Genomic DNA, 26789 nt, shown 5'->3' on the forward strand with positions numbered 1-26789 from the left:
CCGGGCCGGCGGCCCGGGGGAGGCCGTACCGCCGGGGCGGGGCTCCGCGGCCGGGGACGCGGCGGTCCGCCGTCAGCGGTCGCCGGGGTCTCCCGTTCCGGCGGGGCCCCGGGCTGCGGTCAGCCTGCGGTAGGCGGCGCGGGCGTACGCCAGCCGGGCCAGGGAGGTGCCCGCCAGGGCGGCGCCGAACAGACAGGCCAGCCAGAGCGCGTCCCGGGAGGCGGCCCAGGTGAGGGTGCCCGCGGGCGGTATCGCGAAGCCGTTCAGGGAGAGCCAGCACAGCAGGGCGGTGCCGGGGGCCGCCGCGTACGGGGCGCAGAGCCCGAGCAGGGCGGCGAGCAGGGAGAGCGCCGCCAGGGCGAACTCCGGGCGGCCGGTGCCGACGGTGCCGTTGAGCACCGCGACCAGGACGAGGGCGCCGCCGAGGGCCGCCGCCCACACCAGCGGCGCGGCGACGGGGCGGGGAACGGGTCTGGCTCCGCTGCTCAGCGGCACCCATTCGATCATGCGCATGGCTCCTTCCGCCCCGGGCCCCGACCACGTCATCGGGCGCCTCTCCACGGGCAGATTGTCGCACCGGCGAGGGGGCGTTCTCCCTCCGAAGCCGCCCCGGCCGGAGCGGAGGGTGCGGTACGGGGGGGCGGGGCACGGGCGTCCGGGGCGCGGGCGGTGGGCACCGGGCGGTGGGGCGGCGCGGGCGCCGAACGGGAGGCGGGAGGGGCCGGGACGGTACGACACCGGGCTCCGGTCGGGCGACCGGGCGGCGGGACGGGAGGGAAGCGGGCCGGGCACGGCGGGCCGGAGCGGGGACGGGCCGGGGAAGGGCACGGTGGCCGGGGCAGGACACGGTGGGCGGACAGGGCCGGGCCGGAAGGGGGCCGGGCCCGGACGGCAGGAAACCGGATGGCGGGCAACGGTGGGGGATTCGTCATCGCGGCCGTCGCGGGCCCCGCCGGGAAGGGACGCCATGACGCGGCGATCCGTGCTGGTCGTCGCCTTCGGCGACGTGCGCGCGGGCGGAGGCACGGGGGGGCGGCGCCGCCGGCCGAGGGCGGGTCCGGTCCCGGTGCGAGCCCGCCCGGGACCGGACCCGTCCCTCCTCGGCGCTCGGCGGGCCGCTCGCTCCGGTGCCGTCCGGAAAGGAACGCCGGGCTCCCCACGTCCGCCGGGCCGCGCCACCACGTCGTCCGCCCCGCCGCTGGAGCGCGACGGGGCGGACGACGGGGCGGACGGCGCGTCAGCACGGTGTGGCCGCCATCAGCTTCGCGAACGACGCCATGCAGTCGGGGCAGTGCCGCGCTCTCTCGCCGTCGGACGCCGCCACGCGTTCACGGAGCCTCTCTCCGCAGAGAGTGGCCGCCGTGCGCTTGGCCATCACGTGCCACACCAATGCTCCGCCCGTCTTCTCCGGGCCCACGCACATCTCGTACATGCTCGGCCTCCCAGCCTGGACGCCGCTGACACCCTCCAGGAGACACCGAAGGGGCCCCGAGCAGTACCGCTCGGGGGCCGTTCGGGTGATGTGCCACCCCTCCCCCGGCGGCACGGACACACCCGGACGGCCCGAATCGATCGCTCGATCGGCTGGATTCGGGCCGATCCATGACACGCGGTCACGGAACCCGCCCGGGGCCTCCCGGCAGCGCGACGGCCCGTCGGGCGGCGGCCGGGTACGGCGACGGAGCGCTGCGACACGCGCCGGGCGGCCGCCCCGCCGTCCTCGGGCGCCCGGTGCGTGCCGCGCACGCTCCACGTGCCCCGTGCGTCGCGTGCGGCCCGTGCGCCGCGTGCGCCGTATGCGCCCGGCCGCCACCGGATCGGTCCACGCCGGGCACGCCTCCCCCGTACGCCCCTGACCTGCGAAGGGACCGGCCCGCGGACGGTCATGGACGCCGGAGGGGGCCGTGTGCCGAATGGCGCCGCCCGGGCGGGGCACCTGAAGATCCGGTGACGGCACACCGGACCCCTCACACCCCGGTGCTTCCTGGAGAGGCTGGAGAGAGCCCCATGAGTCTTCTGCGTACGGCCGGGCGGCCGATGCTCGCCTCGATGTTCATCGCCGGGGGCGTGCAGTCCCTGCGCAACCCGTCGGCCGTGGCCCCGGCGGCCGAACCCGTCGTCAGGCCGGTGACCGAGCGCGTGGCGGTGCTGCCCGAGAGCACCGAGCAGCTCGTCCGCCTCAACGGCGCCGTGCAGGTCGCGGGGGGCGTGCTGCTGGGGCTCGGCCGGTGCCCGCGGCTGGCGGCGCTGGCGCTCGCGGTGACGCTGGTGCCCACGACCCTGGCGGGGCACCGCTACTGGGACGCGGAGGAACCCGGCGACCGCATGCAGCAGCGCATCCACTTCCTCAAGAACGTGTCGATGATGGGCGGGCTGCTGATCGCCGCCGACGACACCGCGGGCGCCCCCTCCCTGCTGTGGCGCGGCCGGCACGCGGCCCGGGAGCTGCGCCGGGAGGCACGGCTGGTGCGGCGCTCCGCGCGGGCGGCGTCGCGTTCGGCCGCGCTGGAGGGCGGCCTCCGCGCCAAGCTGGGCGGCTGAGCCGGCGACCACCGCACCGCCCGCGCCCCTCGGGACACCCGTGTCCCCGGGGGCGCCCCCGTGCCCGGGGATGCCCGCGCTCCCGGCCCGGGAACGGCCCCCATCCCGGGAACGGCCCGTCCGCGAACGGCTCCCGGACCCGCGCGCCGGCGACGTCTCCGGCCACGCGCCGAAGGACACGCCCCGGCCCTCCGGCCGCGACCGGGCCGCGGCCCCACCGCCCCCGTGCCCCGGGCTCTCCCCTCGCCCCACCGCGCCGCAGGGCGCCGGGGCGGGCCCGCGCGGGGGCGGTCCGTCACCAGGCCGGGGTGACCAGGGCAGGACGGCGCACGGCCTCGGCGGCGTCCCGCAGATGCAGGGCGACGCCGATCAGTGCGCGCAGGGCGGAGGGACGGAGGCTCTGCGCGCTGTCGGCGGCGAGCACCAGCAGGCAGCCGGCGGCCTGTTCGATCACGGGGACGGAGAAGACCGGATCGTCGCCGTCGGCGGCGCGGAAGGCTCGGCAGGGGGCGGCGGCGCCGTCGATGGACCGGTGCACCGCCTGTTCGAGGTGCTGGGCGGCCTGTTCACGGATGGCGGTCGGCAGGGTGATGGTGCGGGAATACGCTGAACTGGTCATATTTTCATGCCTCCCCCGGCCCCCGGAGGTTCGCTCGGCGCCCGGAGCGTATTTCACCGGGTCGGCGGCGCGGGCCCGCGAGGCGCCCCGGCCCGTCGTCGCACGCCCTCCGGGTTCACCGGACACGGGCCCGACGGCAGCGGACACCCCCTACGCTGGCGTCGTGACCCCTTCCGCGTCCCCCTCCGCCGCCGCGGCCCGCCTCACCGGCCGGGCGGCGACCGGTGAGCGCCCGCTGTCGGGAACGGTCACCCTGGTGGGCCTCGACGACGGACGCACCGTGGTGGTCAAGCACGACGAGGGGGCCGGCGCCGTCCGGGCGGAGGCGGCGGGGCTGCGCTGGCTCGCCGGGGCCGGTGCGGTGCGCGTCCCCGACCTGCTCGGCGAGGAACCGTACTGGCTGGTGACGGAGCGGGTCGAGGAGGGACCGCCGGACCCCCGCGCGGCGGCCGGGTTCGGCCGCGAGCTGGCCGCGCTGCACCTGGCCGGGGCGCCCGCCTTCGGGGCTCCGCCGCCCGGCGGCCCGGTGGAGGCCCGGATCGGGCTCGCCCCTCTGCGCAACGCCACCGGGGACGACTGGCCGCGCTGGTACGCGGAGCACCGGGTCCTGCCCTATCTGCGGGGCGCGGTGGACGCCGGTGTGCTGCGGCCCGCCGAGGCGGCCGTCGTCGAGCGGGTCTGCGAGCGGCTGCCCGCGCTGGCGGGCCCGGCCGAGCCGCCCGCCCGGCTCCACGGCGACCTGTGGAACGGCAATGTGCTGTGGGGCGCCGACGGTTCGGTGCGGCTGATCGACCCGGCCGCGCACGGCGGGCACCGGGAGACCGATCTGGCGATGCTGCGCCTCTTCGGCTGCCCGTACCTGGAGGAGGTCCTGGCGGGCTACCGGGAGCGGGCGCCGCTCGCCGACGGCTGGGCCGGGCGCGTCGGCGTGCACCAGCTCTTCCCCCTGCTGGTGCACGCCGTGCTGTTCGGGCGGGGCTACGCCGAGCAGGCCGTCGCGGCGGCCCGGGAGGCGCTGCGCGGCTGACTCACCGCGTCACCACGTGCCGTTCGTCGGGCACGCAGTGGGTCATCGTGAGGCCCCGCACGTCGCGCGGCGGGTTCTCGCCGAGCCGGCCCAGCCGCTCGCGGTCCTCGTCGGTGAGATCCTGGCCGGCCAGCGGCTCCAGGTGCGCCACGTCCTGGGGACCGATGCCGAGCCCCTCGCCGACCCGCAGGCCGAGGTCGTTCTCGACCAGCAGGAAGTGCCAGACCATGCGCTCGCGCACCGGCCGGGCGCACTGGGAGATCAGGTCGACGAAGTTCCGCACGAGGTCGTCGCGTTCCCACTGCTCCATCAGCAGGTAGCGCTGCCCGGCCTGCTGGTAGTCGTTGGTGCGCGGGATGCGGCGGCGGGTGAGCCGCCCGGTGATCTCCGGCCCCTGCTCGTCCGGTACGCGGTAGGGGGCCTCGTGCAGGCCGCCGGTGATCGACGGCTCGTAGTTGACCAGCGGGTTCACCCCGCCGCCGTCGACGTGGTAGGCCATCTGGCCGTCGCGCTGGTTGGTCCGCACCTCGGCGTGCTTGGCCCGGTTGACCGGGAGCTGGAGGTAGTTGGGGCCGACGCGGTGGCGCTGGGTGTCGCTGTAGGAGAAGGTCCGGCCGACGAGCATCTTGTCGTCGGAGAAGTCCAGTCCGTCGACGAGGACACCGGTGCCGAAGGAGATCTGCTCGTTCTCCGCGAAGTAGTTCCCGGGCATCCGGTCCAGCACCATCCGGCCGACTGGGCGGGGCGGGAAGTCCTGCTCGGGCCAGACCTTGGTGTCGTCGAGGGGGTCGAAGTCCAGCTCCGGGTGGTCGTGGTCGTCCATCATCTGGACGAGGAGTTCCCACTCGGGGTGCTCGCCGCGCGCGACCGCGTCGTAGAGGTCCTTGGTGGCGTGGCCGAGGGAGTCCGCCTGCACGTGGCCCGCGTCCTCCTCGGTCATGCTCCGCACGCCCTGCCTGGGCATCCAGTGGTACTTGACCAGGACGGTCCGGCCCTCGGCGTTGACCCACTTGTAGGTGTTGACGCCGAAGCCCTGCATGTGGCGGTAGTCCGCCGGGATGCCGCGCGGGCTGAACAGGTTGACCAGCATGTGCATCGACTCGGGCGTCTGCGACATGAAGTCGAAGATGCGCCCCGGCTGCTGCTCGAAGGTCACCGGGTCCGGCTTGAGGGAGTGGATGACGTCGGGGAACTTGATCGCGTCCCGGATGAAGAAGACGGCGAGGTTGTTGCCGACCAGGTCCCAGTTGCCCTCCTCGGTGTAGAACTTCACCGCGAAGCCGCGCGGGTCCCGGGCGGTCTCGGCGGAGTCCCGGCCGCCGATCACGGTGGAGAAGCGGACGGCCACGTCGGTGCGCCCGCCCCGCTCCTGGAACAGCTTGGCCCGGGTGTGACGGGCGATGGGCTCGTCGCCCCAGGCCCCGTACGACTCGAAGTAGCCGTACGCGGTGACGCCGCGGGCGTGCACCACGCGTTCCGGGATGCGCTCCCGGTCGAAGTGGCTGATCTTCTCCAGGAACTGGTAGTTCTCCAGCGTGGCGGGTCCGCGCGCGCCGACGGTGCGCTGGTTCTGGTTGTCGTGGACCGGGTGCCCCTGCCGGTTCGTCAGCACCTTCCGGTCGTCGCCCGGGGCGGGACCCCGGCTCGCTGCGTCCGTCATCCTGGTGGGCTCCTTACGACTCGTGGCCGCCCTGCGGCGGCCTGAGCTGCGGGGCGGCCGACGGCCGCGCGCTCGGGCGGGCCGGGTACCCGGGGACGAGGTGTCCGTCACCCACTGATTTGCGGCGATTCGCGCCCGGCTCCGGAGCGGTCCGCACGGGGACGGTGCCGAGGTGTCCCGTCCGGCCGGACGACACCGGGCGCGCGGTGCCTGTCCCGCGCCGGGGACGGGGACGGGGACGGGGACGGGGACCGACCCGCGGCGGCGGGCGGCGGCCCGGTGGACCGGGGCACGGGGAGAGCGGGGCCCGGGAGAGCGGGCCCGGAGATCGCGGCCACCGGGACGGGAGGGCCCCGAGGGGGAGTCCGGGACGAGGGCATCCAGGGCGGGGAGAATCCGGGGCGGGATGCGCCCCGTGAACGGAGTCCACGGGGTCACGGCCGGTCCCCCGTTCCGGTCGTGACCCCGCGACTCGTCGAACCTACGTGGCCGACCTGCGCCTTGTGAATCGCGCCGGTGCCCGCTACCGGCGCGTAGGGGCTCACCCGTGCACAGGTGAGTCCGGATGGCCCGCTTTCGTCCCGGGCAGCGGCGGATCCGCCAGGTCACCGACGGCGAGATGGGCGAGGACGACCTCGTAGAGGTCGCTCCCGCCGGCCAGCAGCTCGTGCTCCAGCACGGGCTCGGCGCTGCGGACGTGCTCGCGCACGGTCTGCGCGTGCACGCCGAGCCGCTGGGCGGCGCGCTCCGCGTTGCCGCCGGCGGCGATCCAGGTGCGCAGGGTGCCGCGCAGGTCCCGGGTGTCCCGGTCCAGCCGTCCGAGCAGGTCCCCGGCCCAGGTGCGCAGCGGGCGCCCGGCCAGCAGCTCGGCCAGCCGGACCGGCACCCGCCCGGCGGTGCCGCCGCCGACCGCGCAGGGGGTGAGCCCCGCCTCGGCGTTCAGGGCGAGGTGCACGGCGGCCCGGACGGTCAGGTCGGAGAGGTCGGTTCCCAGCAGCGTCTCGACCCGGTCCATCCGGGCGCGGACGGTGTTGCGGCTGACGCCGAGGATCTTGGCGGTGCTGACGGCGGTGAACTCCAGGCCGAGCCGGGCGGTGGCCAGCAGTTCGGCGCGGGTGTGGTGCGGCAGCGCGTCGAGCGGGCGCAGCACCTGGGCCGTCCAGTCGCGCAGCGAGGCCGGGTCCATCAGCACCTCGGGGCGGGTCCGCTCGGCGTACACGGCGGCGTTGCCTGGGCGGAACCGGGCGATGGCGAGGGCGCTCACGGCCTGCCCGTAGGCGATGGCGGTGCGGGCGAGGCTCTGCCGGGCGCTGCCGCCGAGGTAGACGCCGGACCTCCGGCCCACCAGGTCGCGCAGCGCGTCCCCGGCCGCCTCCCGGGGCGAGAGGACGATGACGTGGCCGTCGACGGCGGGGCAGCGCACGACCAGGGCCCGCTCCCCCGTGGCCGCCAGGCACTCCTCGGCGAGCCGGTCGCGGCCGGCGGGGTCGGTCTCGACGACGTAGACGCAGGCCGTGTCGGTGTCCAGGAGCCCCGGCCAGAGCCCGGCGGCCACCCTGCGGGCGGAGACGGTGTCCTCGACCATGAGCAACTGGAGGATGGCCAGCCGGAGGTCGGAGGCGGCCCGCCGCAGCCGCTGCCCGGCGGCGGCGGACTCGTCCCCGGCGACCAGCAGTTCCAGCACCTGGGCGGTGTGGGTGACGATGTCGGCGGCACGCCGGTCGAAGGGCGCCTCCCGGGAGACCACGAGGACGGCGGCGGTCTCCGGGTACGCCCGCGCCACGCCGACCAGGCGCAGGTGCCGGCCCCCGTCCTCCCAGGCGGCGGAGGCGACCCGGCCGGTGGTGAGGTCGGCGACCAGGGCGGCGTCCACCGGGACGCGCTCACCGGCCAGCAGCCGCCCGGTGGCGTCCCGCAGGCCGACCGTGGCGTGCACCGCGCCCGCCAGCCACTCCGCCACCCGGCGCACGTCACGCCCGGCCGGCCGCAGGTGCTCCAGCAGCTCCCGCGCCCAGGGCGCGTCCCCGCCGGCGGCGGCCCCGTTCCGCCCGGTTCCACGTTCTCGGCCCGCCACGTCGGCCTTCTCCTCGTCCTCGCCTTCCCCCGGTCCAGTCGCTGGACGTTACCCCATGGCCGGAGGCCTGCGGAGCGGCGAGCGGAACGAAGAGTTCCGCGACGGGGCGGCGACCGGTCACCGGGCCGCGCCGGGGCGGGGCCGAACACACCGCCGACGGGCGCGACAAGATCCACTGGAAAGGCCCTAAGCTCGCCGGATGGCGAAGTACTTCGACGTGCACCCCGACAACCCCCAGCCGCGCAGCATCGCCCAGGTCGCCGACAGCGTCCGCTCGGGCGCGCTGATCGCCTACCCGACCGACTCCTGCTACGCGCTGGGCTGCCGGCTGGGCAGCCGCGACGGCATCGACCGCATCCGGTCGATCCGCCACCTGGACAGCCGCCACCACTTCACCCTGATGTGCCAGGACTTCGCACAGCTCGGCCGGTTCGTCCGGATCGACAACGACGTGTTCCGGGCGGTCAAGGCGTCCACCCCGGGCAGCTACACCTTCATCCTGCCCGCGACGCGGGAGGTGCCGCGCATGCTCCAGCACCCGAAGAAGAAGACGGTGGGGGTGCGCATCCCGGACCACGTGGTCACCCAGGCACTCCTGGCGGAGCTGGGCGAGCCGCTGCTGTCCAGCACCCTGCTGCTGCCGGACGAGGAGGAGCCGCTGACCCAGGGCTGGGAGATCAAGGACCGGCTCGACCACGTGGTGGACGCGGTCGTCGACTCCGGCGACTGCGGCACCGAGCCCACCACCGTCGTCGACTTCTCGGACGGCGAGGCGGAGATCGTCCGGCGGGGGGCGGGTGACACCTCGCGGTTCGAGTAGGCGCCGGGCGGCCGGTGGCGGCGTGCCACGATGAGTGTGATCCGCCGCCGGCCGACAGAGAGGCAGCCAGGCCATGACCGCCGTACAGGGGACCCCCGTCGAGATCGTCACCGGCGACGGGAGTGCCGACGCGCGCCTCGCGCACCCCGCCGACGGGAGGCCCCGCCCCGCCGTCCTGCTCTGGCCGGACGCCTTCGGGCCGCGCCCCTCGCTGGACGCCATGGCGGACCGGCTGGCGGGCGCCGGGTACACGGTGCTCGTGCCGAACGCGCTGTACCGGGCCGGGCGGGCGCCCGTGGTGGAGCTGCCCGGGTTCATCGATCCGGCGGCGCGGCCGGACCTGCTCGGGCGGCTGCGCCCGGCGATGCGGGCGCTGACCCCCGAGTCGGCGGTGCGGGACGCGGGCGCCCATCTGCGGTGGCTGGCGGAGTGCCCGGTCGCCGCCGGGGACCGGGTCGCGGTGGTCGGCTACTGCATGGGCGCCGCCCTGGCCCTGCGCACCGCCGGGGCGTACCCGGCCCGGGTGGCGGCGGTGGCCGGCTTCCACGGCGGGAACCTGGCGACCGACGAGCCCGACAGCCCGCACCTGGCGGTCCGCAACCTCACCGCGGAGGTGTACTTCGGTCACGCCGACGAGGACCCCTCGCTGCCGCCGGAGCAGCGGGAGCGGCTGTCGGCGGCACTGGCCGGGGCGAGGGTCCCGCACCGCTGCGAGGTGTACGCCGGGGCGCGGCACGGCTTCACCCAGGCCGACACCGCCGCGTACGACGAGGCCGCCGCCGAGCGCCACTGGGCGGCGCTGCTGGGCCTGTTGGGACGGACCCTGTGACCCCGGGGCCCTGATCCCGGGCGCCCGGCGGTCCCGGGAGCACGGTGCCGGCGGGGAGCCGGTGACCGGCGGACCGGGCGAACCGGCCCCGGCAGAAGACCCGTTGCCGCACAAACCGCACCAACAGGCGTGTTCCTCAAGGAGGTTGAGGGCGACCCGGTCCCGGGATTCCGGTGGCCGGTTGTTACCGTGCGCGGGTGTCCGACTCCTCACGCGATACCGCCGCGGGCGCCGGCTGGGGGACCGCCGAGCCCGGCGCCTACCGCTCCCTGCTCCCGGCCCGCACCGAGCGCCTGTCCTGGCTGGACCCGAGGCTCCTGTGGGCCGCCCGCAACGGCGTGCTCGCCTCCTGGCTGGGTGACCCCACGGGCCGCACCCGCGCCCGCTGGGCCGCCCAGCGGGTGGCGGCCGGGGCGCCCGCCGACCGGGTGGTGCGCCGCGACGACCCCGACAGCTTCTCGTTCCTGGTGATCGGGGACACCGGCGAGGGCGGCGACCCCCAGTACGCCGTCGTGCCGGGGCTGCTGAAGGCCGGGCGGGGCACCCGCTTCGCGGTCCTCGCCAGTGACGTGATCTACCCGGTGGGCGGTGCGGACGACTACGGGGCCAAGTTCTTCCACCCCTACCGGGACTATCCGGCGCCCGTCTACGCGATACCCGGGAACCACGACTGGTACGAGGACCTCACCGCGTTCATGCGGGTCTTCTGCGACGACGCCCCGCCGCTGCCGCCCGGCCCCGCGCCGCGCCCCCTCAGCCGGGCCCGGCTGCGCGACGCCCTCTGGCACCGGCCCCGCCCCGGCGCCGGGCGGCACCTGGACGAGGCCCGCGCGCTGCGGGCGGCCCCCTCCCAGCGGGCGTCGCAGCCCGGCCCGTACTGGGCGATCGACGCCGGTCCGCTGCGCGTCGTCGGCATCGACACCGGGCTGCTCGGGACGGTCGACGCCGAACAGGGCGCCTGGCTGCGCGAGGTGTCCCGGGGGCCGCGCCCCAAGATCCTGGTCACCGGCTCGCCCCTGTACGTGGACGGCGAGCACCACCCGTGCCCCGTCGAGGGCGGCGGCACGGTCGACGACCTCGTCCGCGACCCGGCCCACCGCTACGTGGCCGCGATCGGCGGCGACATCCACAACTACCAGCGCTATCCGGTCGACGTGGGCGGGCGCACCGTCCAGTACGTCGTCGCGGGCGGCGGCGGGGCGTTCACGCACGCCACGCACACCATCCCCCGGGTGTCGGTGGCCGGGGTCACCGAGGCCGACTTCCGCTGCTACCCGCTGCGCGGCGACTCGCTGGCCTTCTACGGCGCCCTCTACGGCCGGCGGCTGCGGATGCGGCGCCTGTTCGCCCTCACCCAGGACGAGGCGACGGCGGTGGTCGCGGAGCGGCTCGGCATCCGCCCCGGCCGCGCGGCCGACGGCGACCCGAGGGTCACCCGGCGGGTCCGGCTGGTCGCCGGGCTGCTGGGCACCGGCAGCCGTCCGGACCGCCGGAGGCGCCTGCGGCTGCCGGTGCGCAGGATGTACGCGCAGCTCCTCTCCCCGGGGTCGGCGACGCACAGCCCGCCGTTCTTCAAGAGCTTCCTGCGGCTGGACGTGACCCCGGAGTCGGTGCGGCTGCGCTGCTTCGCCGCGACCGGCAACCGGGCACAGGAGATCGCCCCGCCGGTCGAGGACGAGGTGATCATCCCGCTCGGGTGACGGCACCCGGCGCGCACCGGGTCACCAGCGGCCCGGGGCGCTGCCGGTGAGGGGCTCGGAGGGGGTGCCGTCGACACCGGTGGGCACCTCGCCGGTGAGCATCACACGGTGCATGATCCTGGGGTGGCCGAGGCGGGCGGCGTCGGCCGGGGCGAGGTGGATGGTGGCCCGGTTGTCCCAGAAGGCGACGCTGCCCGGCTCCCAGCGGAAGCGGACGGTGTACTCGGGGCGGGTGGCCTGCTCCAGCAGCATCTCCAGGACCGCCGTGCTCTCCGGGCGGGTCAGCCCGGTGATCCGCTCGACGTAGTAGCCGTTGACGAACAGCAGCCGTTCGCCGGTGACCGGGTGGACGCGGACCAGCGGGTGCACGGTCGCGACCTGGTGGTCGAGCAGGTGGCGGGCGTAGGCGTCGTCACCGGGCCGGGGCCGGTAGCCGACGCCTAGGCGGTGCTCGGCGCGCAGCCCGTCCACGAACGCGCGCACCGGGGCGGAGAGTCCGGCGTAGGCGGCGGCGAGACTGGCCCAGGTGGTGTCGCCCCCGTAGGGCGGGACGGCCTCGGCGCGCAGGACGGTGGCGGCGGGCGGGTCGACGCGGGCGCCGTGGTCGCAGTGCCAGCCGCGCAGCAGGGTGTGGCGGCGGCGGTCCAGCCACTCGTCGTGGTCCATGCCGAAGCGCCCGCCCAGTTCCAGCCGGTCGGCGGTGGTCTCGATCTCCGGGACGTCCACGGGGGAGGCGCCGCCGCGCCGGGGCGGTACGACGGGCCGTCCGAAGCGCCGGGCGAAGGCGACGTGCCCGGCGTGGTCCAGCCGCTGGCCGCGGAAGAAGACCACCTTCCAGCGGTGCACCGCCGCCTCGATCACCGCGACCCGCTCCCGGCTCAGCTCCTCCGTCAGGTCGACGCCGGTGATCTCGGCGCCGATGTGCCCGGCGGCCGGTTCGATCCCGACACCCGCGTCCCGGGCCGCCGCGCGCTCCGCCGCGGCCCTCTCGTCCCTCGTCCCGTCCGTCGCCATGCGCGCTCCGTCTCCGTCGTGCCTCGTGCGGCCCGTCGTACGCCGTCGTGTGCCGCCGTGCGTCGTGGTGTTCGCCCGCGCCGCGGTGTTCCCGGTACGGCGGTGCGGTTCCCGGAGATCGTGGCAGTCCGCGCCGCGCGGGGCGAGTGCGCCCGGGACGGCGGGGCGGGATCCGGACGCGCCGGGGCACGGCGGGAGGGCGGGGGTTTCCCGTCCGGGGTGGGCCCGGGGTGCGCGGATCAGTCGTCGGAGAGCGGCTGTTCGGCCCAGATGGTCTTGCCGTCGGCGGTCTGGCGGCTGCCCCAGCGCCGGGTGAGCTGGGCCACCAGCAGCAGCCCCCGGCCGCCCTCGTCGAACGCCTGGGCTCGGCGCAGGTGCGGGGAGGTGGAACTGGCGTCGGAGACCTCGCAGATGAGCGCGCGGTCGCGGATCAGGCGCAGCTGGATCGGCGGTTCGCCGTAGCGGATGGCGTTGGTGACGAGTTCGCTGACGACCAGTTCGGTGACGAACGCCTCCTCCTCCAGGCCCCACTGACCGAGCCGTTCGATGACGGAACTCCTGATCCCGGCGACGCTCGCGGGGTCCGCGGGGACGTCCCAGGTGGCGACCCGGTCCGGGCCCAGCGCGCGGGTGCGGGCCAGCAGCAGGGCCACGTCGTCGACGCGCTCCTCGGGCATCACCCGCTCCAGCACGCGGTCGCACAGGGCGTCGAGCGGCTGCTCGGGGGCGCTCAGGGCGCGGCGGAGGGCCTCGGCGGCGCCGGCCGGGTCGCGGTCGCGGCCCTCGATCAGGCCGTCGGTGTAGAGGGCGACGACGCTGCCCTCGGGCAGTTCCACCTCGGCCGCCTCGAAGGGCTGGCCGCCGACGCCGAGCGGCGGCCCGGCGGCCACCGGGAGGAACCGGCAGGTCCCGTCGGGCAGGACCACGGCGGGCGGCGGGTGGCCCGCGGCGGCCAGGGCGAGTCGGCGGGAGACCGGGTCGTAGACGGCGTAGAGGCAGGTCGCGCCGGTCTCCGCCACCCCCTCGACGCCGTCCTCGCGACCGTCCGAGGCGGCGAGGTGGGTGACGAGGTCGTCCAGGTGGGTGAGGAGTTCGTCGGGCGGGAGGTCGACGTCGGCGAGGGTGCGGACGGCGGTGCACAGGCGGCCCATGGTGGCCGAGGAGGGGATGCCGTGGCCGACGACGTCGCCGACGACCAGGGCGACCCGGCTGCCGGAGAGCGGGATCACGTCGAACCAGTCGCCGCCGATGCCGGCCGCCGAGACGGACGGCAGATAGCGGTGGGCCACCTCGACGGCGGCCTGTCCGGGCAGGCCGCGCGGCAGCAGGCTGTGCTGGAGGGCGAGGGCGGTGGCGCGCTCGCGGGCGAAGCGGCGGGCGTTGTCGACGCAGACGGCGGCCCGGCTGGCGAGTTCCTCCGCGAGCGCCGTGTCGTCCTGGTCGTACGGGTCCTGGGGGGCGCCGGCCACCAGCACCACGACGCCGAGGATGGTGCCGCGGGCCCGCAGCGGCACGGCCAGGACGGAGCGGACCCGGTCCGGCGGGGCGCCCGTCCCGCTCTCGCGCAGCCACCGGCCGACACCGGGGTCGCCGGGCCCGGCGAGCACCGCGCGGCCCTCGCGCAGGGCCCGGGCCGGAGGGGTGTCGGGCGGGTAGTGGCCGGAGCGGCCGAGGGGGACGGTGAGGCCGGCCGCGCTCCCGGCGGCGCCGTGCGCCATCCGGCGCAGGGGGTGCTCCCCGTCCGGGGCGGTCCGCTCGGCCCGGTCGTCGACGCCGAGGACCCAGTCGAGCAGGTCGACGACGGCGGCCCCGGCGAACCGCGGCACGAGCGCGTCGATCAGCTCGTCGGCGGTGCGTCCCACGTCCAGGGTGGTGCCGAGGGTGCGCGCGGCCTCGTTCAGGGCGCTGAGCCGGACGCGGGCCCGGTGCTGGGCGGTGCTGTCGAAGGCGGCGACGGCGACGGCCCTGACCCCGCCGGAGGCGTCGCGCACCGGCCACATCTCGATGGTGCGGGCCTCGGGGCGGTCCGCGGGACCCCCGGCAACGCTCTCGTAGCTGACGGCGCGGCCGGTCTCGGCGACCTCGCGCAGTTGCCGGGCGATGCCGAAGCGGTCGGTGGGCACGTCCCGCATGGTGTCCGGGAGGTACCGGCCGCGGAGCGCGTCCTCGGTGGTGTCCATGGTGCGGCAGGTGACGGTGTTGGCGAGCAGGAAGCGCTGCCGGTCGTCGAAGACGGACATGGAGACGGGGGCCTGCTGGAAGGCGAGCCCCCGCAGGGCCGACGGGTCGTCGGGCTGCTCGGCGGTCACCACGTATCCGGCGTGCTCTCCGCCGTCCTCGCCGTCGCCGTCCCCGGTGAGCAGGCGGCAGGCGCGCAGCGGCAGCGCCACGGCGGTGCCGTTCCGGTGCCGGATCACCACGACACCGGAGAGCGCGGCCAGGGCGCCGGGGGCCGGGTCCTCGGCCAGCAGGTCCCGGACCTGCCGCCCGACCGCCTCCCCGGCCGTGTAGCCGGTCAGCCGCCGCGCGCCCTCGCTCCATCCCGTCACGCCGCCGTGGCGGTCCACGGTCGCGACGGCCGGGGCATACTCCATGCCGTCCAGGATCATCCGTACCCGGCCCGCTATCAACCGGGGTGCGCCGCATGGTGGGCGCCGGGGGCGGAAGCGGTCGCGGGCCGGGGTCCCGGGGACGCGCCGCGGTGCGCTCCGGTTGCGGTGCGCCGGCGGACGACCCTCCACCGGTGGACGGCCCGCCGGACACCCGCCGAAGGCCCCGTCGGCGGGTGCGGGGGAACCACGGTCCCGGGCGGGGGCCGGGCGGCCACGGTCCGGGCGAAGGGCGCGGGAAGCGCGGGAGCCCCAAGGGGGGCCGGGCACCACGACGGGGCGCGCGGCCCCGGAGGCCATGGATGTCGTGACGCCACGAGGGAACCGCGGACACCGCGGGAGGCCCGCAGCGGTACGGCGTCCCCGCGGGCATCGCGGCTCCCCGGGGCACCCGAAGCCCGCGCGGGGCCGTGAGATCCGCACCGGCGCCACCAGGTCCGCACGGGCTCGCGGGACACGCGCGGGCACCACGAGAGGACGCCGGTACGGCGACGGGAGCGCGGGAACCCCGGGGCCACGGGGCCACGGGTGCCACTGATGTCACTGGTGTCGCCGAGGAACCCCGCACACCGCGAGGGGCCCGCGGCGGCACGACGTCCCCGCCGGGCACCGCGGCTCCCGGCCACCGCGACCGCACGGGCGCGCACGGGCACCGCGGGACCCTCGGGCGCCGTTCAGGCGAACCTGCGGGGCAACGGGCGTGACGGTGGCCGCGCGGGTCGAGAACTGACCCCGTGGAGCTGCCCCAGATCCCTCCGATGCTCGCCACCCCGGGCTCCCTGCCGCCCGCCCGGCAGGACGCCCGCTGGGCCTACGAGACCAAGCAGGACGGCCAGCGGGCCGTGGTCGTCCTGCCCGGCGACGGCACGGTGCTGCTGCGGGCCCGGTCCGGCCGGGACATCACCGCCGCCTACCCGGAACTGGCGGCCCTGGGCACCGCGCTCGGCTCCACGCCGGCCGTGCTGGACGGGGAGGTGCTGGCCCTGGACGCGGAGGGCCGGGCCGACTTCCAGCTCCTCCAGTCCCGGATGGGGCTCGCCGACTCCCCCGGCCTGGCGGCCCGCCGGGCGGCGCGGACCCCCGTGCACCTGGTGCTGTTCGACCTGATGCACCTGGGCGACCACTCCCTGCTCCCCCTCTCCTACACCCGCCGCCGGGGCCGCCTGGAGGAGCTGGGGCTGAGCGGCCCGGCCTGGTCGACGCCCGGCGCGGTGGTCGGCCACGGCGCCGAGGCCCTCCGGGCCACCCGGGAGCACGGGCTGGAGGGGCTGGTGTGCAAGCGGCTGGACTCGGTGTACGAGCCCGGGGTGCGCTCCCGGTCCTGGATCAAGATCCGGAACCTGCGCACCGAGGACGTGGTGGTCGGCGGCTGGCTCCCCGGCAGGGGCAGGCTGGGCGGACTGCCGGGCGCCCTCCTGGTCGGCCAGCGCGCCGCCGGGTCGCTGCGCTGGGTGGGCGGGGTCGGCACCGGCTGGAGCGAGGCCGAGCGCACCGAGCTGGCCGGGCTGCTGCGGGCCGCCGCGTCCGACGAGTGCCCCTTCGACCCCGTGCCCGCCGTGGCGGAGGCGCGCTGGGTGGTCCCCCGGCTGGTCGGGGAGGTCCGCTACAGCACCCGCACCCGGGACGGGATGCTGCGCCAGCCGTCCTGGGTGCGGCTCCGCCCGGACCTGACCCCGGAGGAGTCCTCGGCCGACCTGCCCGACGGCACCGCCTGAGCCGTCCGGGACCGGCCGGGACCCGGGACGGACCGGACCTTCCCGGGCAACCGCCGTGCGCCGAGGGCCCGCTCGGCGCACCCGGCCACCCCCTGAGGTTCTCGCACGGCGGCGGCGGACGCGGTGGCCGCGCTCCCTGACGCGCGGTGGCCGCATCTCCCGGAGCAGGGGCCCGGGGACCGCCCGCCGCCGGCCCGCGGCCCTCTCCGGGACACCTCCGGCGGAGGCTCCGCGCCACCGGACGGGCCCTGCCCGCAGGTTTTCTGACGGTCCGTGGGGCAGACGGGGGAATCGTGCGCCCGGGAGTCCTCCGGGAGCACTATCGTGTCGGCATGTCCGCGCCCGAGCTGATCCGCGTCGTCTCCCGTGACTCCCCCATGGCCCTCGCTCAAGTGGAGCGCGTGCGGGCGGAGTTGGCGGCTCTCCATCCAGGTGTGCGCACCGAGGTCGTCCCGGTGCGGACCACCGGGGACAAGTGGCTCGGCGATCTGTCGCAGGTGGACGGCAAGGGTGCCTTCACCAAGGAGGTCGACGCCGCGCTGCTCTCGGGCGAGGCCGACCTCGCGGTGCACTGCCTCAAGGACATCCCCGCCGACCGGCCGCTCCCGGCCGGCACGGTGTTCGCCGCGTTCCTGGAGCGGGACGACGTCCGCGACGCCCTGGTACACCCGGGCGGGCTCACCCTGGACGCGCTCCCGGCCGGGACGCGCGTCGGCACCTCCTCGGTGCGCCGGGTCGCCCAACTGGCCGCCGCCCACCCCCGTCTGACGTGCGTCCCGTTCCGGGGCAACGCCAACCGGCGGCTCGCCAGGCTGGCGGCGGGCGAGGCGGACGCGCTGCTGCTCGCGGTGTCCGGGCTGGAGCGCATCGGCCGCCCGGACGTGATCAGCGAGGTCCTGTCGACGGAGGCGATGATGCCGCCGATCGGCGCGGGCATCCTCGCCCTGCAGTGCCGGGAGGGCGACGACGCCCTGATCGACGCGGTCAGCGGCCTCGGTCACCCGGACACCCATCGCGAGGCCACGGCGGAGCGCATGTTCCTGCACGTCCTCCAGGGGCACTGCAACAGCCCCGTCGCCGGCTTCGCCCGGGTGGACCGGAGCGGCGAACTCTCGCTGCGGGCCTGTGTGTTCACCCCGGACGGCAAGGTCCGGCTGAACGCCCACGAATGGGCCGGGCGGCTCGACCCGGCGACACTGGGCACCTCGGTCGCGGTGGCCCTGCTGCGCCAAGGGGCGCGCGAGCTGATCGACGGCATCGGCCACTGAGGGGCGGACGGCCCGGGATCAGGCGGAGCCCTCCTCCGCCTGGTCCCGCAGGAAGGCGCTCACCTGGTGGGCCAGCCCGTCGTCCCGTCCGGCAGCCGCCGGGGCACCGGTGCTCCGCTCGGCCAGCCCGAGGCCCCCGGCCCACAGCCGGCGCCCGGTCCACTCCTCCTCGACCCGCAACTGCACCTGGACGTCCACCTGTCCGAGGCTCCGCTCCGGAGCGGCCGCGTAGAGCACGGCGGTGGCCCGGCGCAGCGGATACACGTCGAAGCCCTCGATGAACTGGCAGTTGCGCCAGTCCAGGAAGGCGCTCTCGCCGTCGGGACCGACCCGCACGTCGATCTGGCCGTCCTCCAACTGGACGCCGAGGTGCCGGCCGCCCCGGTTCTCGACGGTCACCCGGACGCTGAAGTACGTGAGCCCCTCGGCGGCGTCGTCGCGCCCGCGCGGCGGCTCGGCCGGTTCCAGGCGGTGGACGCGGACCCGCAGACCGGCGTGCTCGCCGTACTCGTGCCAGTCCCCGACCACGTTCGGCTCGTACACAGTGCACCTCTCGCCCTCTCAGGGCTGCTTCCTATCCGTGTGCTCAGCGCACTGTCAAATGGGCGGAACGCACCGTGGCCAGGGCCTTCACCCCGGCCGGCCGGTGATCAAGCGCTGCCCAGGAACTATCCCCCGGGCGCCGCCGCGACGATCACGCGCGGCGTGCCGCACATCACGTTCCGCACCCCGGAAGCCGCATGTCGCCCATGAGGTGATTTGTTTCGGAATCGGCGTGTCCGGGAAAGCCCCTCACAGTGCTTCGGACAGGAGGCACGCCCGTGGGAGCCCGCGTGCCGGGACCCGGTGCCCTCCAGAGGTCCGATCCCCCGCGCCCCATGGTGTCCCGTCCACCCGGCACCCCGCCGAGGGAGGTGCGCACCATGCGTATCGCCGGCAGAACCAAGCCCCATCCGCACGACGACGCGCCCGACACGGCGGCGGCGTTCGCGCGGCTCGCCGCCCTGCCCGACGGACCCGAGCGCACGGCGCTGCGGGACGAGCTGATCCGGCTCTGGCTCCCCATGGCCGAGCGGATCGCCGTCCGCTTCCGGGGGCGCGGCGAGGGTCTGGACGATCTCTACCAGGTGGCGGCGCTCGGCCTGGTCAAGGCCGTCGACCACTACGACCCCGCGCGGGGCCACGCCTTCGAGGCGTACGCGGTGCCCACCGTGACCGGTGAGATCAAGCGGCACTTCCGCGACCACATGTGGACGCTGCACGTGCCGCGCCGCGTCCAGGACCTCCGCAACCGGGTGCGCAGGGCGGCGAAGGAGCTGGCCCAGACGACTCCGGGCCGGGCACCCACGGTCGAGGAGATCGCCGAGCACGCCCGGCTCACCCCGGACGAGGTGCGCGCCGGCATGGAGGCCCTGGAGTGCTTCACGGCGCTGTCCCTGGAGGCGGAGATGCCGGGGACCGACGGGTACGCGCTCGGGGACTCGCTCGGCGGTCCGGACCCGGCGTTCGACACCGTCGTCGACCGGGTGGCCGTCCGGCCCTGTCTCCAGGCACTGCCCGAGCGCGAGCGGACCATCATCTACCTGCGGTTCTTCCGGGGCATGACACAGAGCCGGATAGCCCAGCAGCTCGGCATCTCCCAGATGCACGTCTCACGGCTGCTGAGCGGCTGCTTCGACCGGATACGCGAGGAGATCCTCGCCGAGACCGGCTGAGCCCGGCGGCGGGCCCGCCCTGTCGAGCCCGCGGGCCCGCCCGGTGGCGGTCGGCGGTCCCACCGGTCGGCTCTGGCCCCCGCACCCGGCTTCGAGAAGGAGCGCCGGATGTTCCGGGCCGGGAACGGATGGCGGCGGGGCAACCACGCGAACGGCCCGAACGGGCGGTACGGCCGCGCCCCGGGCCCGCCGCCGTACCGGATCAGCGCCGATGGATGGGGACGCCCGGAACACGGGCCGGGGCGTGGCGGTCGAGGGCGTCCTCCAGGCTGACCCGGATCTCGCGCGGCATCACTCCGCTGCGCCCCCAGATGAGTATCGATTCCGCGACGTTGCGCAGTTTGATGTTCGTATGCTGGGAAACTTCCTTCAGTACGACCCACCCCTGGTCGGGCGCCATCCGGCCGAGTACGACGATCATTCCGATCGCCTGGTCGACCACGGCGTGCGAGACGACCGCCTCCTTGAGCTGCCGGACCTGCTCCTGCAGTTCGAATATCTCCCGGGAGTCCCCGTCCGTCGCCATGCTCACCTCCCCGTCCGGAGCGCCGCGCCGGCCCGCGGCGCGTGGAACCGCTCCGACTCCATGGTCACCACCGGCCGCCGCGGTCGCCACCGGGCCGCCCGGCGGATCGCCGGTGCCGTTTCGGCGCGGCCCGCGGGGTACCCGGCCCGCGCCCCCCGCCGGACCGGCCGGCCACCGGCGCGCGTCCGGTGGCAGCCGGTGGACGAGAGCAGGACGCCACTGCCATGAACCACGACACGACCTCCGCCGCCGGCCCGCGCGGCGGCGCCGCCCCGTCGACGCACTCCGTGTTCGGCGCGCCCTGCTGGGTGAGCCTGACCAGCCGGGACCTGGCGGCCACCGAGGAGTTCTACTCCGCGGTGCTGGGCTGGCGGTGGCGCCCCGCGGGCCTGGGCGACCCGTTCCGGATCGCGCTGGCCGACGGGACGCCGGTCGCCGGGATCGCGGCGGTCGCCTCGATGTGGCAGATGGCGGTGGCGTGGACGCCGTACTTCGCCGTGCGCAGCGCCGACGAGGCGGTCTCCCGGGTGCAGGAGCGGGGCGGCACCACCGCGGTGGGGCCGATCTCCCTGCCGCCCGGGCGGGCGGCGCTGCTGGCCGACCGGGACGGTGCGGCCTTCGGCATCTGGGAGGGCGAGCTGTTCGCCGACTGGGAGACCTGGCGCTCCTCGCGCCCGGCCTTCATCCGGCTGTACACCCGCGACGCCTTCGACGCGGCGATCTTCTACGGCGAGGTCTTCGAGTGGGCCTCGGAGCGGCCCGACGGCGACGGCTGCGAGGTGCGCTACGAGGGGGGCGAGGTGGTGCTGCGCAGCCGGGGCGACGTGGTGGCGCGCATCGGGTCGGGGGCCCTGGGCGCCGCCCCGGACCCGTCCGTGCGGCCGCACTGGCAGGTGCACTTCGCCGTCGAGGACGTCGAGGGGTGCGCCCGCGCGGCCGAGCGGAACGGCGGCGGTGCGCAGTCGGTGAACGGGGACGAGGCGGTGCTGCGCGACGCCGACGGCGCGCAGTTCACGGTGACCGCGCGCCGTCTGTGCTGAGGCCATGCGCGCTCACCCTCCGGTGCCGCGGGAGGGCCGGGAGAGCAGCACGAGGGAGCGCGGCTCCACGGTGAGCGCGGTGCCCGCCTTGTGCTCGGTCTCGTCGGGGCCGCCCTCCGCGACCGCGGTGTCGATCAGCGTGGTCCAGCGCTCCCCGTAGGCGGCGCCGGGGAGCCGGAAGCGGGCCGGTTCCCAGTGGCTGTTGAGGAGGAGCAGGAAGGAGTCGTCGACCACCGGGCGGCCCCGGGGGTCGGGTTCGGCGATGGCGTCGCCGTTGAGGAAGACGCCGACGGAGCGGGCGTCGGGGCGGTGCCAGTCGTCGTCGGTCATCTCCCGGGCGTCGGGCCGCAGCCAGACCAGGTCGGGGAGCGGCTGGTCGGCGCGGGTGGCGGTCTCGCCGCGGAAGTAGCGGCGCCGGCGCAGGACGGGGTGGGCGGCGCGCAGGGCGATCACCCGCCGGGTGAAGTCGAGCAGGCCGCGCCGCTCCCCGTCCAGCCGCCAGTCGATCCAGGACAGGGCGTTGTCCTGGCAGTAGGCGTTGTTGTTGCCGCGCTGGGTGCGGCCCATCTCGTCGCCGTGGCAGAGCATGGGGATGCCCTGGGAGAGCATCAGGGTGGCGAGCAGGTTGCGCTGCTGGCGGCCGCGCAGTTCCAGGACCGCGGGGTCGTCGGTGGGTCCCTCGGCCCCGCAGTTCCAGGAGCGGTTGTGGCTCTCGCCGTCCCGGTCGTCCTCGCCGTTGGCCCGGTTGTGCTTGTCGTTGTAGGAGACGAGGTCGCGCAGGGTGAAGCCGTCGTGCGCGGTGACGAAGTTGACGCTCGCGCGGGGGCGGCGCCTGCTGTGCTGGTAGAGGTCGGAGGAGCCGGTGAGCCGGGAGGCGAACTCGCCGAGCGTGTGCTCCTCGCCGCGCCAGAAGTCCCGTACGGCGTCGCGGTACTTGCCGTTCCACTCGGACCAGAGCTGCGGGAAGTTGCCGACCTGGTAGCCGCCCTCGCCGAGGTCCCAGGGCTCCGCGATCAGCTTGACGCGGCTGATCACCGGGTCCTGCTGGATCAGGTCGAAGAACGCCGACAGCCGGTCCACCTCGTGGAACTGCCGGGCGAGGGTGGCCGCGAGGTCGAAGCGGAAGCCGTCGACGTGCATCTCGGTCACCCAGTAGCGCAGCGAGTCCATGATGAGCTGGAGCACGTAGGGGTGGCGCATCAGCAGGCTGTTGCCGGTGCCGGTGGTGTCGTAGTAGTGCCGCCAGTCGCCGTCCACCAGGCGGTAGTACGAGGCGTTGTCGATGCCCCGGAAGGAGAGGGTGGGCCCCTTCTCGTTGCCCTCGGCGGTGTGGTTGTAGACCACGTCGAGGATGACCTCGAGTCCGGCCTCGTGGAGGGTCTTGACCATCGACTTGAACTCGGCGACCTGCTGGCCCCGGGTGCCGAGGGCGGCGTAGCCGTTGTGGGGGGCGAAGAAGCCGATGGTGTTGTAGCCCCAGTAGTTGCCCAGGCCCCGGTCCCGCAGCACCCCGTCGTGCACGAACTGGTGGACGGGCATCAGCTCGACGGCGGTCACGCCGAGGGACGTCAGGTGCCCGACGACCGCGGGGTGGGCGAGTCCGGCGTAGGTGCCGCGCAGTTCCTCGGGCACGCCGGGGTGGGTGCGGCTGATGCCGCGGACATGGGCCTCGTAGATGACGGTGGCGGAGTACGGGCGCCGGGGCGGGCGGTCGTCGCCCCAGTCGAAGTACGGGTCGGTGACGACGCCGAGCAGGGTGTGCCCGGCGCTGTCCCCCGGGTCGGGCCCGTCCTGGGCCCGTTCGAAGAGCGAGGCGTGGTTGTCCGCCATGCCGTCGACGGCGCGGGCGCAGGGGTCCAGGAGCAGTTTGGCGGGGTTGCAGCGGTGGCCCACGGCGGGGTCCCAGGGGCCGTGGACGCGGTAGCCGTAGCGCTGCCCGGGGCCGACGCCGGGCAGGTAGCAGTGCCAGACGAAGCCGTCGACGTCGGGCAGCGGAACGGTGCGGTGGGTGCCGTCGTCGTCGACGAGGACGAGGTCGACGCGTTCGGCGACCTCGCTGAACAGGGCGAAGTTGGTGCCCTGGCCGTCGTACGAGGCCCCCAGGGGGTAGGGGAGCCCGCTCCACACGGGCGACTCCCTCCCGCCCGCGCGCAGGCGCGTCACCGGGCGCCCTCCGGCACCCGGCCGGGGGACGGGACGGCGGACCCGCGGCCGGCGGGCATCCGGCCGGCCGGCACGGGCCCGGTGACCGTGGGACCGGTGGGCGTGCGGCCGGTGAGCACGAGGCCGGCGGGCGCGGGGGCCGGGGCGCCCGCCAGCCGGGCGGCGGGCACGGTCTCCCGGGGCAGCTCCAGCCCCTCCTGGGTGATCGGGCCCGGTGCGGTGGGCACCAGCGGGACGCGTTCGCCGGAGCGGGCGCGCCGGGAGAACCAGATGACCTTCGACCCGGTGCCGGTGGCGCAGCAGCCCCAGCCGTCGCTGTGGGCGGCGAGGTGCCGGAGGCAGCCGCGCAGGTCCTGGTCGGGACGGAGTCCCCGGTCGTGGCCCGCCACCGCCGTGATGAGGTGCTGGCGGTTCCACCACATCTCGATCGAGGTGTTCTTGTCGCTGACGTGCTCGTCGATCGCCCGCAGCAGCATCTCGGCGCCGGAGCAGACGGGGTCGACGAGGTTCTCCAGGTCCCAGAACCTGAGGTGGGCGGCCAGGATGCGCCTGACCTGTCCGACCCGTTCCGGGCTCACTTCCACGTCGAGGTGGTAGTAGCAGGGCACTGCGGTCTTCATCGTCGTGGCTCCTCACCGCGAAGGCTCCCGCGTCTCCTCGTCCCTTGGGGGACGGGCTCCCCGATCACGAGGCGGGAGCACTGATCGCTTCTGAGTCATTCCAGAGTGCGATCCGTAGCCCATTCGTGCAACACGAACGGTGTCCGGGCGGTCACGGTGCGGGTCCGGCGCGGGGCGCCGGGCGGCCGCGGGGCCGCGTCCGGGGCGCGGAGGGGCGGGTCGCCCGGGGGGCGGGAGGGCGGCGTTCGGAGCGCCGGGAGGGGGCGTCCGCGCCGCGCGCAAACAAGTTGAAGATCCAACAAGACGGACCGTGACCGCGCGTGCACCATGTGTGAAGTGCTGATCGTTCGGATCGGACCGACCCGGAAGGTGACCGGCCATGCTGCTTCCCGCGAGGACCGAAGTCGCCCGGCAGCTGCGGCGCTACCGCGCCTGGGAGCGGATGACGCTGGCCTCCCCGGCGGACACGGGGGTGCGGACCACCTTCGAGGACTCCGGCTACACCCTGTGCGTGCTCATGGGCAGGCGCTGCGCCCGGGAGGCGGCGGACGCGGCCGAACGGTATCTGCGGACGGCCCCGGTCACCCGTCTGCGGGAGCGGGACGACCGGTCCCGGCCCGCCCTGCCGGTCCGGCTGGGCCCGCCGTCCCCCGCGGCGGACCGGTTGCCGCCGGCGGGGCGGAAGACCCCCACCGGCGCGGCGTGAGGCGTCATCCGGCCGGGCCCCTCGCGGTCCGGCCCCGAGCACGGCGGAGGTGGGACGGATGGGCAGGAGCGCGGTGAGCGGGCGCATCCCGGTGCGGGACGTCCGTCCGGCGGTGGACGGCGGCAGACGACCGGCGAAGGCGGTGGCGGGAGAGACCTTCGAGGTGACCGCCACCGTGTTCCGCGAGGGCCACGACGCGGTGGGCGCCGATGTCGTCCTCACCGATCCGCAGGGCCGCCCCGGCCCGTGGACGCCGATGCGGGAGCTGGCGCCGGGCACCGACCGCTGGGGCGCCGAGGTCACCCCCGGTACGACGGGGAACTGGACGTACCGGGTGGAGGCGTGGAGCGATCCGGTCACCACCTGGCGGCGCGCCGCGGGCGTCAAGGTGCCGGCGGGCATCGAGGCCGGGCTGGTGCTGGAGGAGGGCGCGGAGCTGTACCGGCGGGCCGCGGCGGGCGTTCCGCGCCGGGCCGGGCGGCAGGCGGTGCTGGCCGCCGCCCGGGTCCTCGGGGACGACTCGCTGCCGGTCGCCGCCCGGCTGGCGGCGGCGTGCGCGCCCCGGGTGGACGCGGTGCTGGCCCGCCACCCGCTGCGGGAGCTGGTCACCTCCTCCGAGCCGATGCCGCTGCTGGTGGAGCGCGAACGGGCCCTGTACGGCGCCTGGTACGAGTTCTTCCCCCGCTCCGAGGGGACGCCCGAGGAGCCGCACGGCACCTTCCGCACCGCCGCCCGGCGGCTGCCCGCCATCGCCGCCATGGGCTTCGACGTCGTCTACCTCCCACCGGTCCACCCCATCGGCACCACCCACCGCAAGGGCCGCAACAACACCCTCACCGCCGCCCCCGGCGATGTCGGCGTCCCCTGGGCCATCGGCTCCCCCGAGGGGGGCCACGACGCGATCCACCCGGCGCTCGGCACCTTCGACGACTTCGACGCCTTCGTGGCCGAGGCCGCCCGGCACGGCCTGGAGACCGCCCTGGACCTCGCCCTCCAGTGCTCCCCCGACCACCCCTGGCTGGCCAAGCACCCCGAGTGGTTCCACCACCGTCCGGACGGCAGCGTCGCGCACGCCGAGAACCCGCCGAAGCAGTACCAGGACATCCATCCGCTCGCCTTCGACACCGACATGGACGGCATCGTCGCCGAGACCGTCCGCGTCCTGCGGCTGTGGATGGGCCACGGGGTGCGGATCTTCCGCGTGGACAACCCGCACACCAAGCCGGTGGTCTTCTGGGAACGCGTCATCGCGGACGTCAACGGCACCGACCCGGACGTCATCTTCCTCGCCGAGGCCTTCACCCGGCCCGCGATGATGCACGCGCTGGCGCAGGCCGGATTCCAGCAGTCCTACACGTACTTCACCTGGCGCACCGGCAAGGAGGAGCTGACCGGGTACCTCACCGAGCTGTCGGGGGAGGCCGCCGCCCACATGCGGCCCAACCTCTTCGCGAACACCCCCGACATCCTCCCCGCCCACCTCCAGCACGGCGGCCGGCCCGCCTTCGAGCTGCGCGCCGTGCTCGCCGCCACCCTCTCCCCCACCTGGGGCGTCTACAGCGGCTACGAGCTGTGCGAGAACACCCCCCTGCACCCGGGCGGCGAGGAGTACCGCGACTCGGAGAAGTACCAGCTCACCCCGCGCGACTGGGACGCCGCCGCGCGCGAGGGACGCACCATCGCCCCGTTGATCACCCGGCTCAACGCCGTCCGGCGCGCCCATCCCGCGCTGCACCGGCTGCGGAACCTCCGCTTCCACGAGACCGACAACGACGCGCTCATCGCGTACAGCAAGCGCGAGGGGGACGACGCCGTCCTGGTGGTCGTCAACCTCGACCCGCACCGCGCCCAGGAGGCCACGGTCACGCTCGACCTGCCGCGGCTCGGCCTCGGCCACGACGCCCCGGTGACCGTCCACGACGAACTGACCGGCGAGAGCTACCGGTGGGGCCGGACCAACTACGTCCGCCTGGAGCCCGGCCGGGCGCCCGCGCACGTCTTCCACGTCCAGCGGCCGTCCGCCGCCGCGCCGCAGAAAGGGTCGGCAGCCTCATGACCGTCAACGAGCCCGTACCGGACACCTTCGAGGACACCCCCGCGAGCGACCGCGACCCCGGCTGGTTCAAACGGGCCGTCTTCTACG

At 75.8% G+C, this 26789-nt stretch carries 20 protein-coding genes and 1 pseudogene; 11 read left to right on the forward strand and 10 right to left on the reverse strand.

Annotated elements, in window-relative coordinates; genetic code table 11:
* Nucleotides 1–72 precede the first annotated feature (72 nt).
* On the reverse strand, nucleotides 73–507 hold the full coding sequence (locus ACZ7LB_RS20705; RefSeq protein ID WP_161226672.1) for a hypothetical protein: 435 nt from the start codon (nucleotides 505–507) through the stop codon (nucleotides 73–75).
* 1500 nt (nucleotides 508–2007) lie between these two features.
* Between ACZ7LB_RS20705 and ACZ7LB_RS20710 the strand changes: the two genes are divergently transcribed.
* Nucleotides 2008–2541, forward strand: coding sequence for a DoxX family protein (locus tag ACZ7LB_RS20710; RefSeq protein ID WP_471470073.1), 534 nt, complete (start codon nucleotides 2008–2010; stop codon nucleotides 2539–2541).
* A 295-nt stretch (nucleotides 2542–2836) separates the two neighbouring features.
* Here the strand turns inward: ACZ7LB_RS20710 and ACZ7LB_RS20715 are convergent, their stop codons facing one another.
* Nucleotides 2837–3160 carry a hypothetical protein gene (locus ACZ7LB_RS20715; RefSeq protein WP_471470075.1) on the reverse strand — a complete coding sequence of 108 codons (324 nt, stop codon included), beginning with the start codon at nucleotides 3158–3160 and terminating at the stop codon, nucleotides 2837–2839.
* A 163-nt stretch (nucleotides 3161–3323) separates the two neighbouring features.
* Here ACZ7LB_RS20715 and ACZ7LB_RS20720 point away from each other — a divergent pair, with 163 nt between their 5' ends.
* Complete coding sequence (locus tag ACZ7LB_RS20720; RefSeq protein WP_471470077.1) at nucleotides 3324–4187, forward strand: fructosamine kinase family protein; 864 nt, start codon at nucleotides 3324–3326, stop codon at nucleotides 4185–4187.
* A 1-nt stretch (nucleotide 4188) separates the two neighbouring features.
* Here ACZ7LB_RS20720 and ACZ7LB_RS20725 read toward each other — a convergent pair whose 3' ends face one another.
* Together ACZ7LB_RS20725 and ACZ7LB_RS20730 are read right to left on the reverse strand one after the other, a co-directional pair.
* Nucleotides 4189–5847, reverse strand: a complete 1659-nt coding sequence (locus tag ACZ7LB_RS20725; protein WP_471470079.1) for a catalase — start codon at nucleotides 5845–5847, stop codon at nucleotides 4189–4191.
* 541 nt (nucleotides 5848–6388) lie between these two features.
* Complete coding sequence (locus ACZ7LB_RS20730) at nucleotides 6389–7921, reverse strand: helix-turn-helix domain-containing protein (RefSeq protein WP_471470081.1); 1533 nt, start codon at nucleotides 7919–7921, stop codon at nucleotides 6389–6391.
* 199 nt (nucleotides 7922–8120) lie between these two features.
* Here ACZ7LB_RS20730 and ACZ7LB_RS20735 point away from each other — a divergent pair, with 199 nt between their 5' ends.
* The 3 genes from ACZ7LB_RS20735 (at nucleotide 8121) to ACZ7LB_RS20745 (ending at nucleotide 11270) form a co-directional block, all read left to right on the forward strand.
* Entirely contained in the window at nucleotides 8121–8741 is a 621-nt protein-coding gene (locus ACZ7LB_RS20735) for an L-threonylcarbamoyladenylate synthase (RefSeq protein WP_471470083.1), read from the forward strand.
* A gap of 73 nt (nucleotides 8742–8814) precedes the next feature.
* Entirely contained in the window at nucleotides 8815–9570 is a 756-nt protein-coding gene (locus tag ACZ7LB_RS20740) for a dienelactone hydrolase family protein (protein ID WP_471470085.1), read from the forward strand.
* A gap of 197 nt (nucleotides 9571–9767) precedes the next feature.
* Nucleotides 9768–11270 carry a metallophosphoesterase family protein gene (locus tag ACZ7LB_RS20745; RefSeq protein ID WP_471470087.1) on the forward strand — a complete coding sequence of 501 codons (1503 nt, stop codon included), beginning with the start codon at nucleotides 9768–9770 and terminating at the stop codon, nucleotides 11268–11270.
* A gap of 21 nt (nucleotides 11271–11291) precedes the next feature.
* On the opposite strand, the gene ACZ7LB_RS20750 is transcribed toward ACZ7LB_RS20745, so the two are convergent.
* Nucleotides 11292–12284, reverse strand: coding sequence for a TauD/TfdA dioxygenase family protein (locus ACZ7LB_RS20750; protein WP_471470089.1), 993 nt, complete (start codon nucleotides 12282–12284; stop codon nucleotides 11292–11294).
* A gap of 239 nt (nucleotides 12285–12523) precedes the next feature.
* Complete coding sequence (locus ACZ7LB_RS20755; protein ID WP_471470091.1) at nucleotides 12524–14878, reverse strand: ATP-binding SpoIIE family protein phosphatase; 2355 nt, start codon at nucleotides 14876–14878, stop codon at nucleotides 12524–12526.
* A 749-nt stretch (nucleotides 14879–15627) separates the two neighbouring features.
* Here ACZ7LB_RS20755 and ACZ7LB_RS20760 point away from each other — a divergent pair.
* Nucleotides 15628–16608: an ATP-dependent DNA ligase gene (locus ACZ7LB_RS20760; RefSeq protein ID WP_471470093.1), complete on the forward strand. Its 981-nt coding sequence runs from the start codon at nucleotides 15628–15630 to the stop codon at nucleotides 16606–16608.
* Nucleotides 16609–16940: 332 nt separating this feature from the next.
* A complete protein-coding gene (hemC, locus tag ACZ7LB_RS20765; RefSeq protein WP_471470095.1) occupies nucleotides 16941–17876 on the forward strand; it encodes a hydroxymethylbilane synthase in 936 nt (311 codons plus the stop codon).
* 18 nt (nucleotides 17877–17894) lie between these two features.
* Here hemC and ACZ7LB_RS20770 read toward each other — a convergent pair whose 3' ends face one another.
* Nucleotides 17895–18419, reverse strand: a complete 525-nt coding sequence (locus ACZ7LB_RS20770; protein ID WP_471470097.1) for a hypothetical protein — start codon at nucleotides 18417–18419, stop codon at nucleotides 17895–17897.
* A gap of 380 nt (nucleotides 18420–18799) precedes the next feature.
* Between ACZ7LB_RS20770 and ACZ7LB_RS20775 the strand changes: the two genes are divergently transcribed.
* Nucleotides 18800–19591 carry an RNA polymerase sigma factor SigF gene (locus ACZ7LB_RS20775; protein ID WP_471470099.1) on the forward strand — a complete coding sequence of 264 codons (792 nt, stop codon included), beginning with the start codon at nucleotides 18800–18802 and terminating at the stop codon, nucleotides 19589–19591.
* 202 nt (nucleotides 19592–19793) lie between these two features.
* Here the strand turns inward: ACZ7LB_RS20775 and ACZ7LB_RS20780 are convergent, their stop codons facing one another.
* Nucleotides 19794–20117, reverse strand: a complete 324-nt coding sequence (locus ACZ7LB_RS20780; RefSeq protein WP_471470101.1) for an ANTAR domain-containing protein — start codon at nucleotides 20115–20117, stop codon at nucleotides 19794–19796.
* 224 nt (nucleotides 20118–20341) lie between these two features.
* Between ACZ7LB_RS20780 and ACZ7LB_RS20785 the strand changes: the two genes are divergently transcribed.
* Entirely contained in the window at nucleotides 20342–21157 is an 816-nt protein-coding gene (locus ACZ7LB_RS20785; protein WP_471470103.1) for a VOC family protein, read from the forward strand.
* Between the two features lie 12 nt (nucleotides 21158–21169).
* On the opposite strand, the gene glgX is transcribed toward ACZ7LB_RS20785, so the two are convergent.
* Together glgX and ACZ7LB_RS20795 are read right to left on the reverse strand one after the other, a co-directional pair.
* Nucleotides 21170–23284 (reverse strand): glycogen debranching protein GlgX, encoded by a 2115-nt coding sequence (glgX, locus tag ACZ7LB_RS20790; RefSeq protein ID WP_471470105.1) that lies wholly within the window; start codon nucleotides 23282–23284, stop codon nucleotides 21170–21172.
* Between the two features lie 170 nt (nucleotides 23285–23454).
* A pseudogene (locus ACZ7LB_RS20795) lies at nucleotides 23455–23940 on the reverse strand (pep a2); the annotation flags it as partial.
* Between the two features lie 379 nt (nucleotides 23941–24319).
* Between ACZ7LB_RS20795 and ACZ7LB_RS20800 the strand changes: the two are divergent.
* Together ACZ7LB_RS20800 and ACZ7LB_RS20805 are read left to right on the forward strand one after the other, a co-directional pair.
* The gene (locus ACZ7LB_RS20800) at nucleotides 24320–24646 is read left to right on the forward strand and encodes a DUF5133 domain-containing protein (RefSeq protein ID WP_471470107.1); all 327 of its coding nucleotides are present in this window, start codon (nucleotides 24320–24322) and stop codon (nucleotides 24644–24646) included.
* Between the two features lie 58 nt (nucleotides 24647–24704).
* Nucleotides 24705–26702 carry an alpha-1,4-glucan--maltose-1-phosphate maltosyltransferase gene (locus ACZ7LB_RS20805; RefSeq protein WP_471470109.1) on the forward strand — a complete coding sequence of 666 codons (1998 nt, stop codon included), beginning with the start codon at nucleotides 24705–24707 and terminating at the stop codon, nucleotides 26700–26702.
* The last annotated feature ends 87 nt before the right edge of the window (nucleotides 26703–26789 follow it).

The sequence above is a fragment of the Streptomyces sp. NPDC107521 genome, from assembly GCF_055598485.1.

Coding starts and splice junctions, on each gene's coding strand:
- ACZ7LB_RS20750 (WP_471470089.1), bottom strand. CDS start 12,284: ATGGCGACGGACGGGACGAGGGACGAGAGGGCCGCGGCGGAGCGCGCG.
- ACZ7LB_RS20715 (WP_471470075.1), bottom strand. CDS start 3,160: ATGACCAGTTCAGCGTATTCCCGCACCATCACCCTGCCGACCGCCATC.
- ACZ7LB_RS20735 (WP_471470083.1), top strand. CDS start 8,121: ATGGCGAAGTACTTCGACGTGCACCCCGACAACCCCCAGCCGCGCAGC.
- hemC (WP_471470095.1), top strand. CDS start 16,941: ATGTCCGCGCCCGAGCTGATCCGCGTCGTCTCCCGTGACTCCCCCATG.
- ACZ7LB_RS20710 (WP_471470073.1), top strand. CDS start 2,008: ATGAGTCTTCTGCGTACGGCCGGGCGGCCGATGCTCGCCTCGATGTTC.
- ACZ7LB_RS20705 (WP_161226672.1), bottom strand. CDS start 507: ATGATCGAATGGGTGCCGCTGAGCAGCGGAGCCAGACCCGTTCCCCGC.
- ACZ7LB_RS20805 (WP_471470109.1), top strand. CDS start 24,705: ATGGGCAGGAGCGCGGTGAGCGGGCGCATCCCGGTGCGGGACGTCCGT.
- ACZ7LB_RS20725 (WP_471470079.1), bottom strand. CDS start 5,847: ATGACGGACGCAGCGAGCCGGGGTCCCGCCCCGGGCGACGACCGGAAG.
- ACZ7LB_RS20780 (WP_471470101.1), bottom strand. CDS start 20,117: ATGGCGACGGACGGGGACTCCCGGGAGATATTCGAACTGCAGGAGCAG.
- ACZ7LB_RS20775 (WP_471470099.1), top strand. CDS start 18,800: ATGCGTATCGCCGGCAGAACCAAGCCCCATCCGCACGACGACGCGCCC.
- ACZ7LB_RS20755 (WP_471470091.1), bottom strand. CDS start 14,878: ATGGAGTATGCCCCGGCCGTCGCGACCGTGGACCGCCACGGCGGCGTG.
- ACZ7LB_RS20800 (WP_471470107.1), top strand. CDS start 24,320: ATGCTGCTTCCCGCGAGGACCGAAGTCGCCCGGCAGCTGCGGCGCTAC.
- ACZ7LB_RS20785 (WP_471470103.1), top strand. CDS start 20,342: ATGAACCACGACACGACCTCCGCCGCCGGCCCGCGCGGCGGCGCCGCC.
- ACZ7LB_RS20740 (WP_471470085.1), top strand. CDS start 8,815: ATGACCGCCGTACAGGGGACCCCCGTCGAGATCGTCACCGGCGACGGG.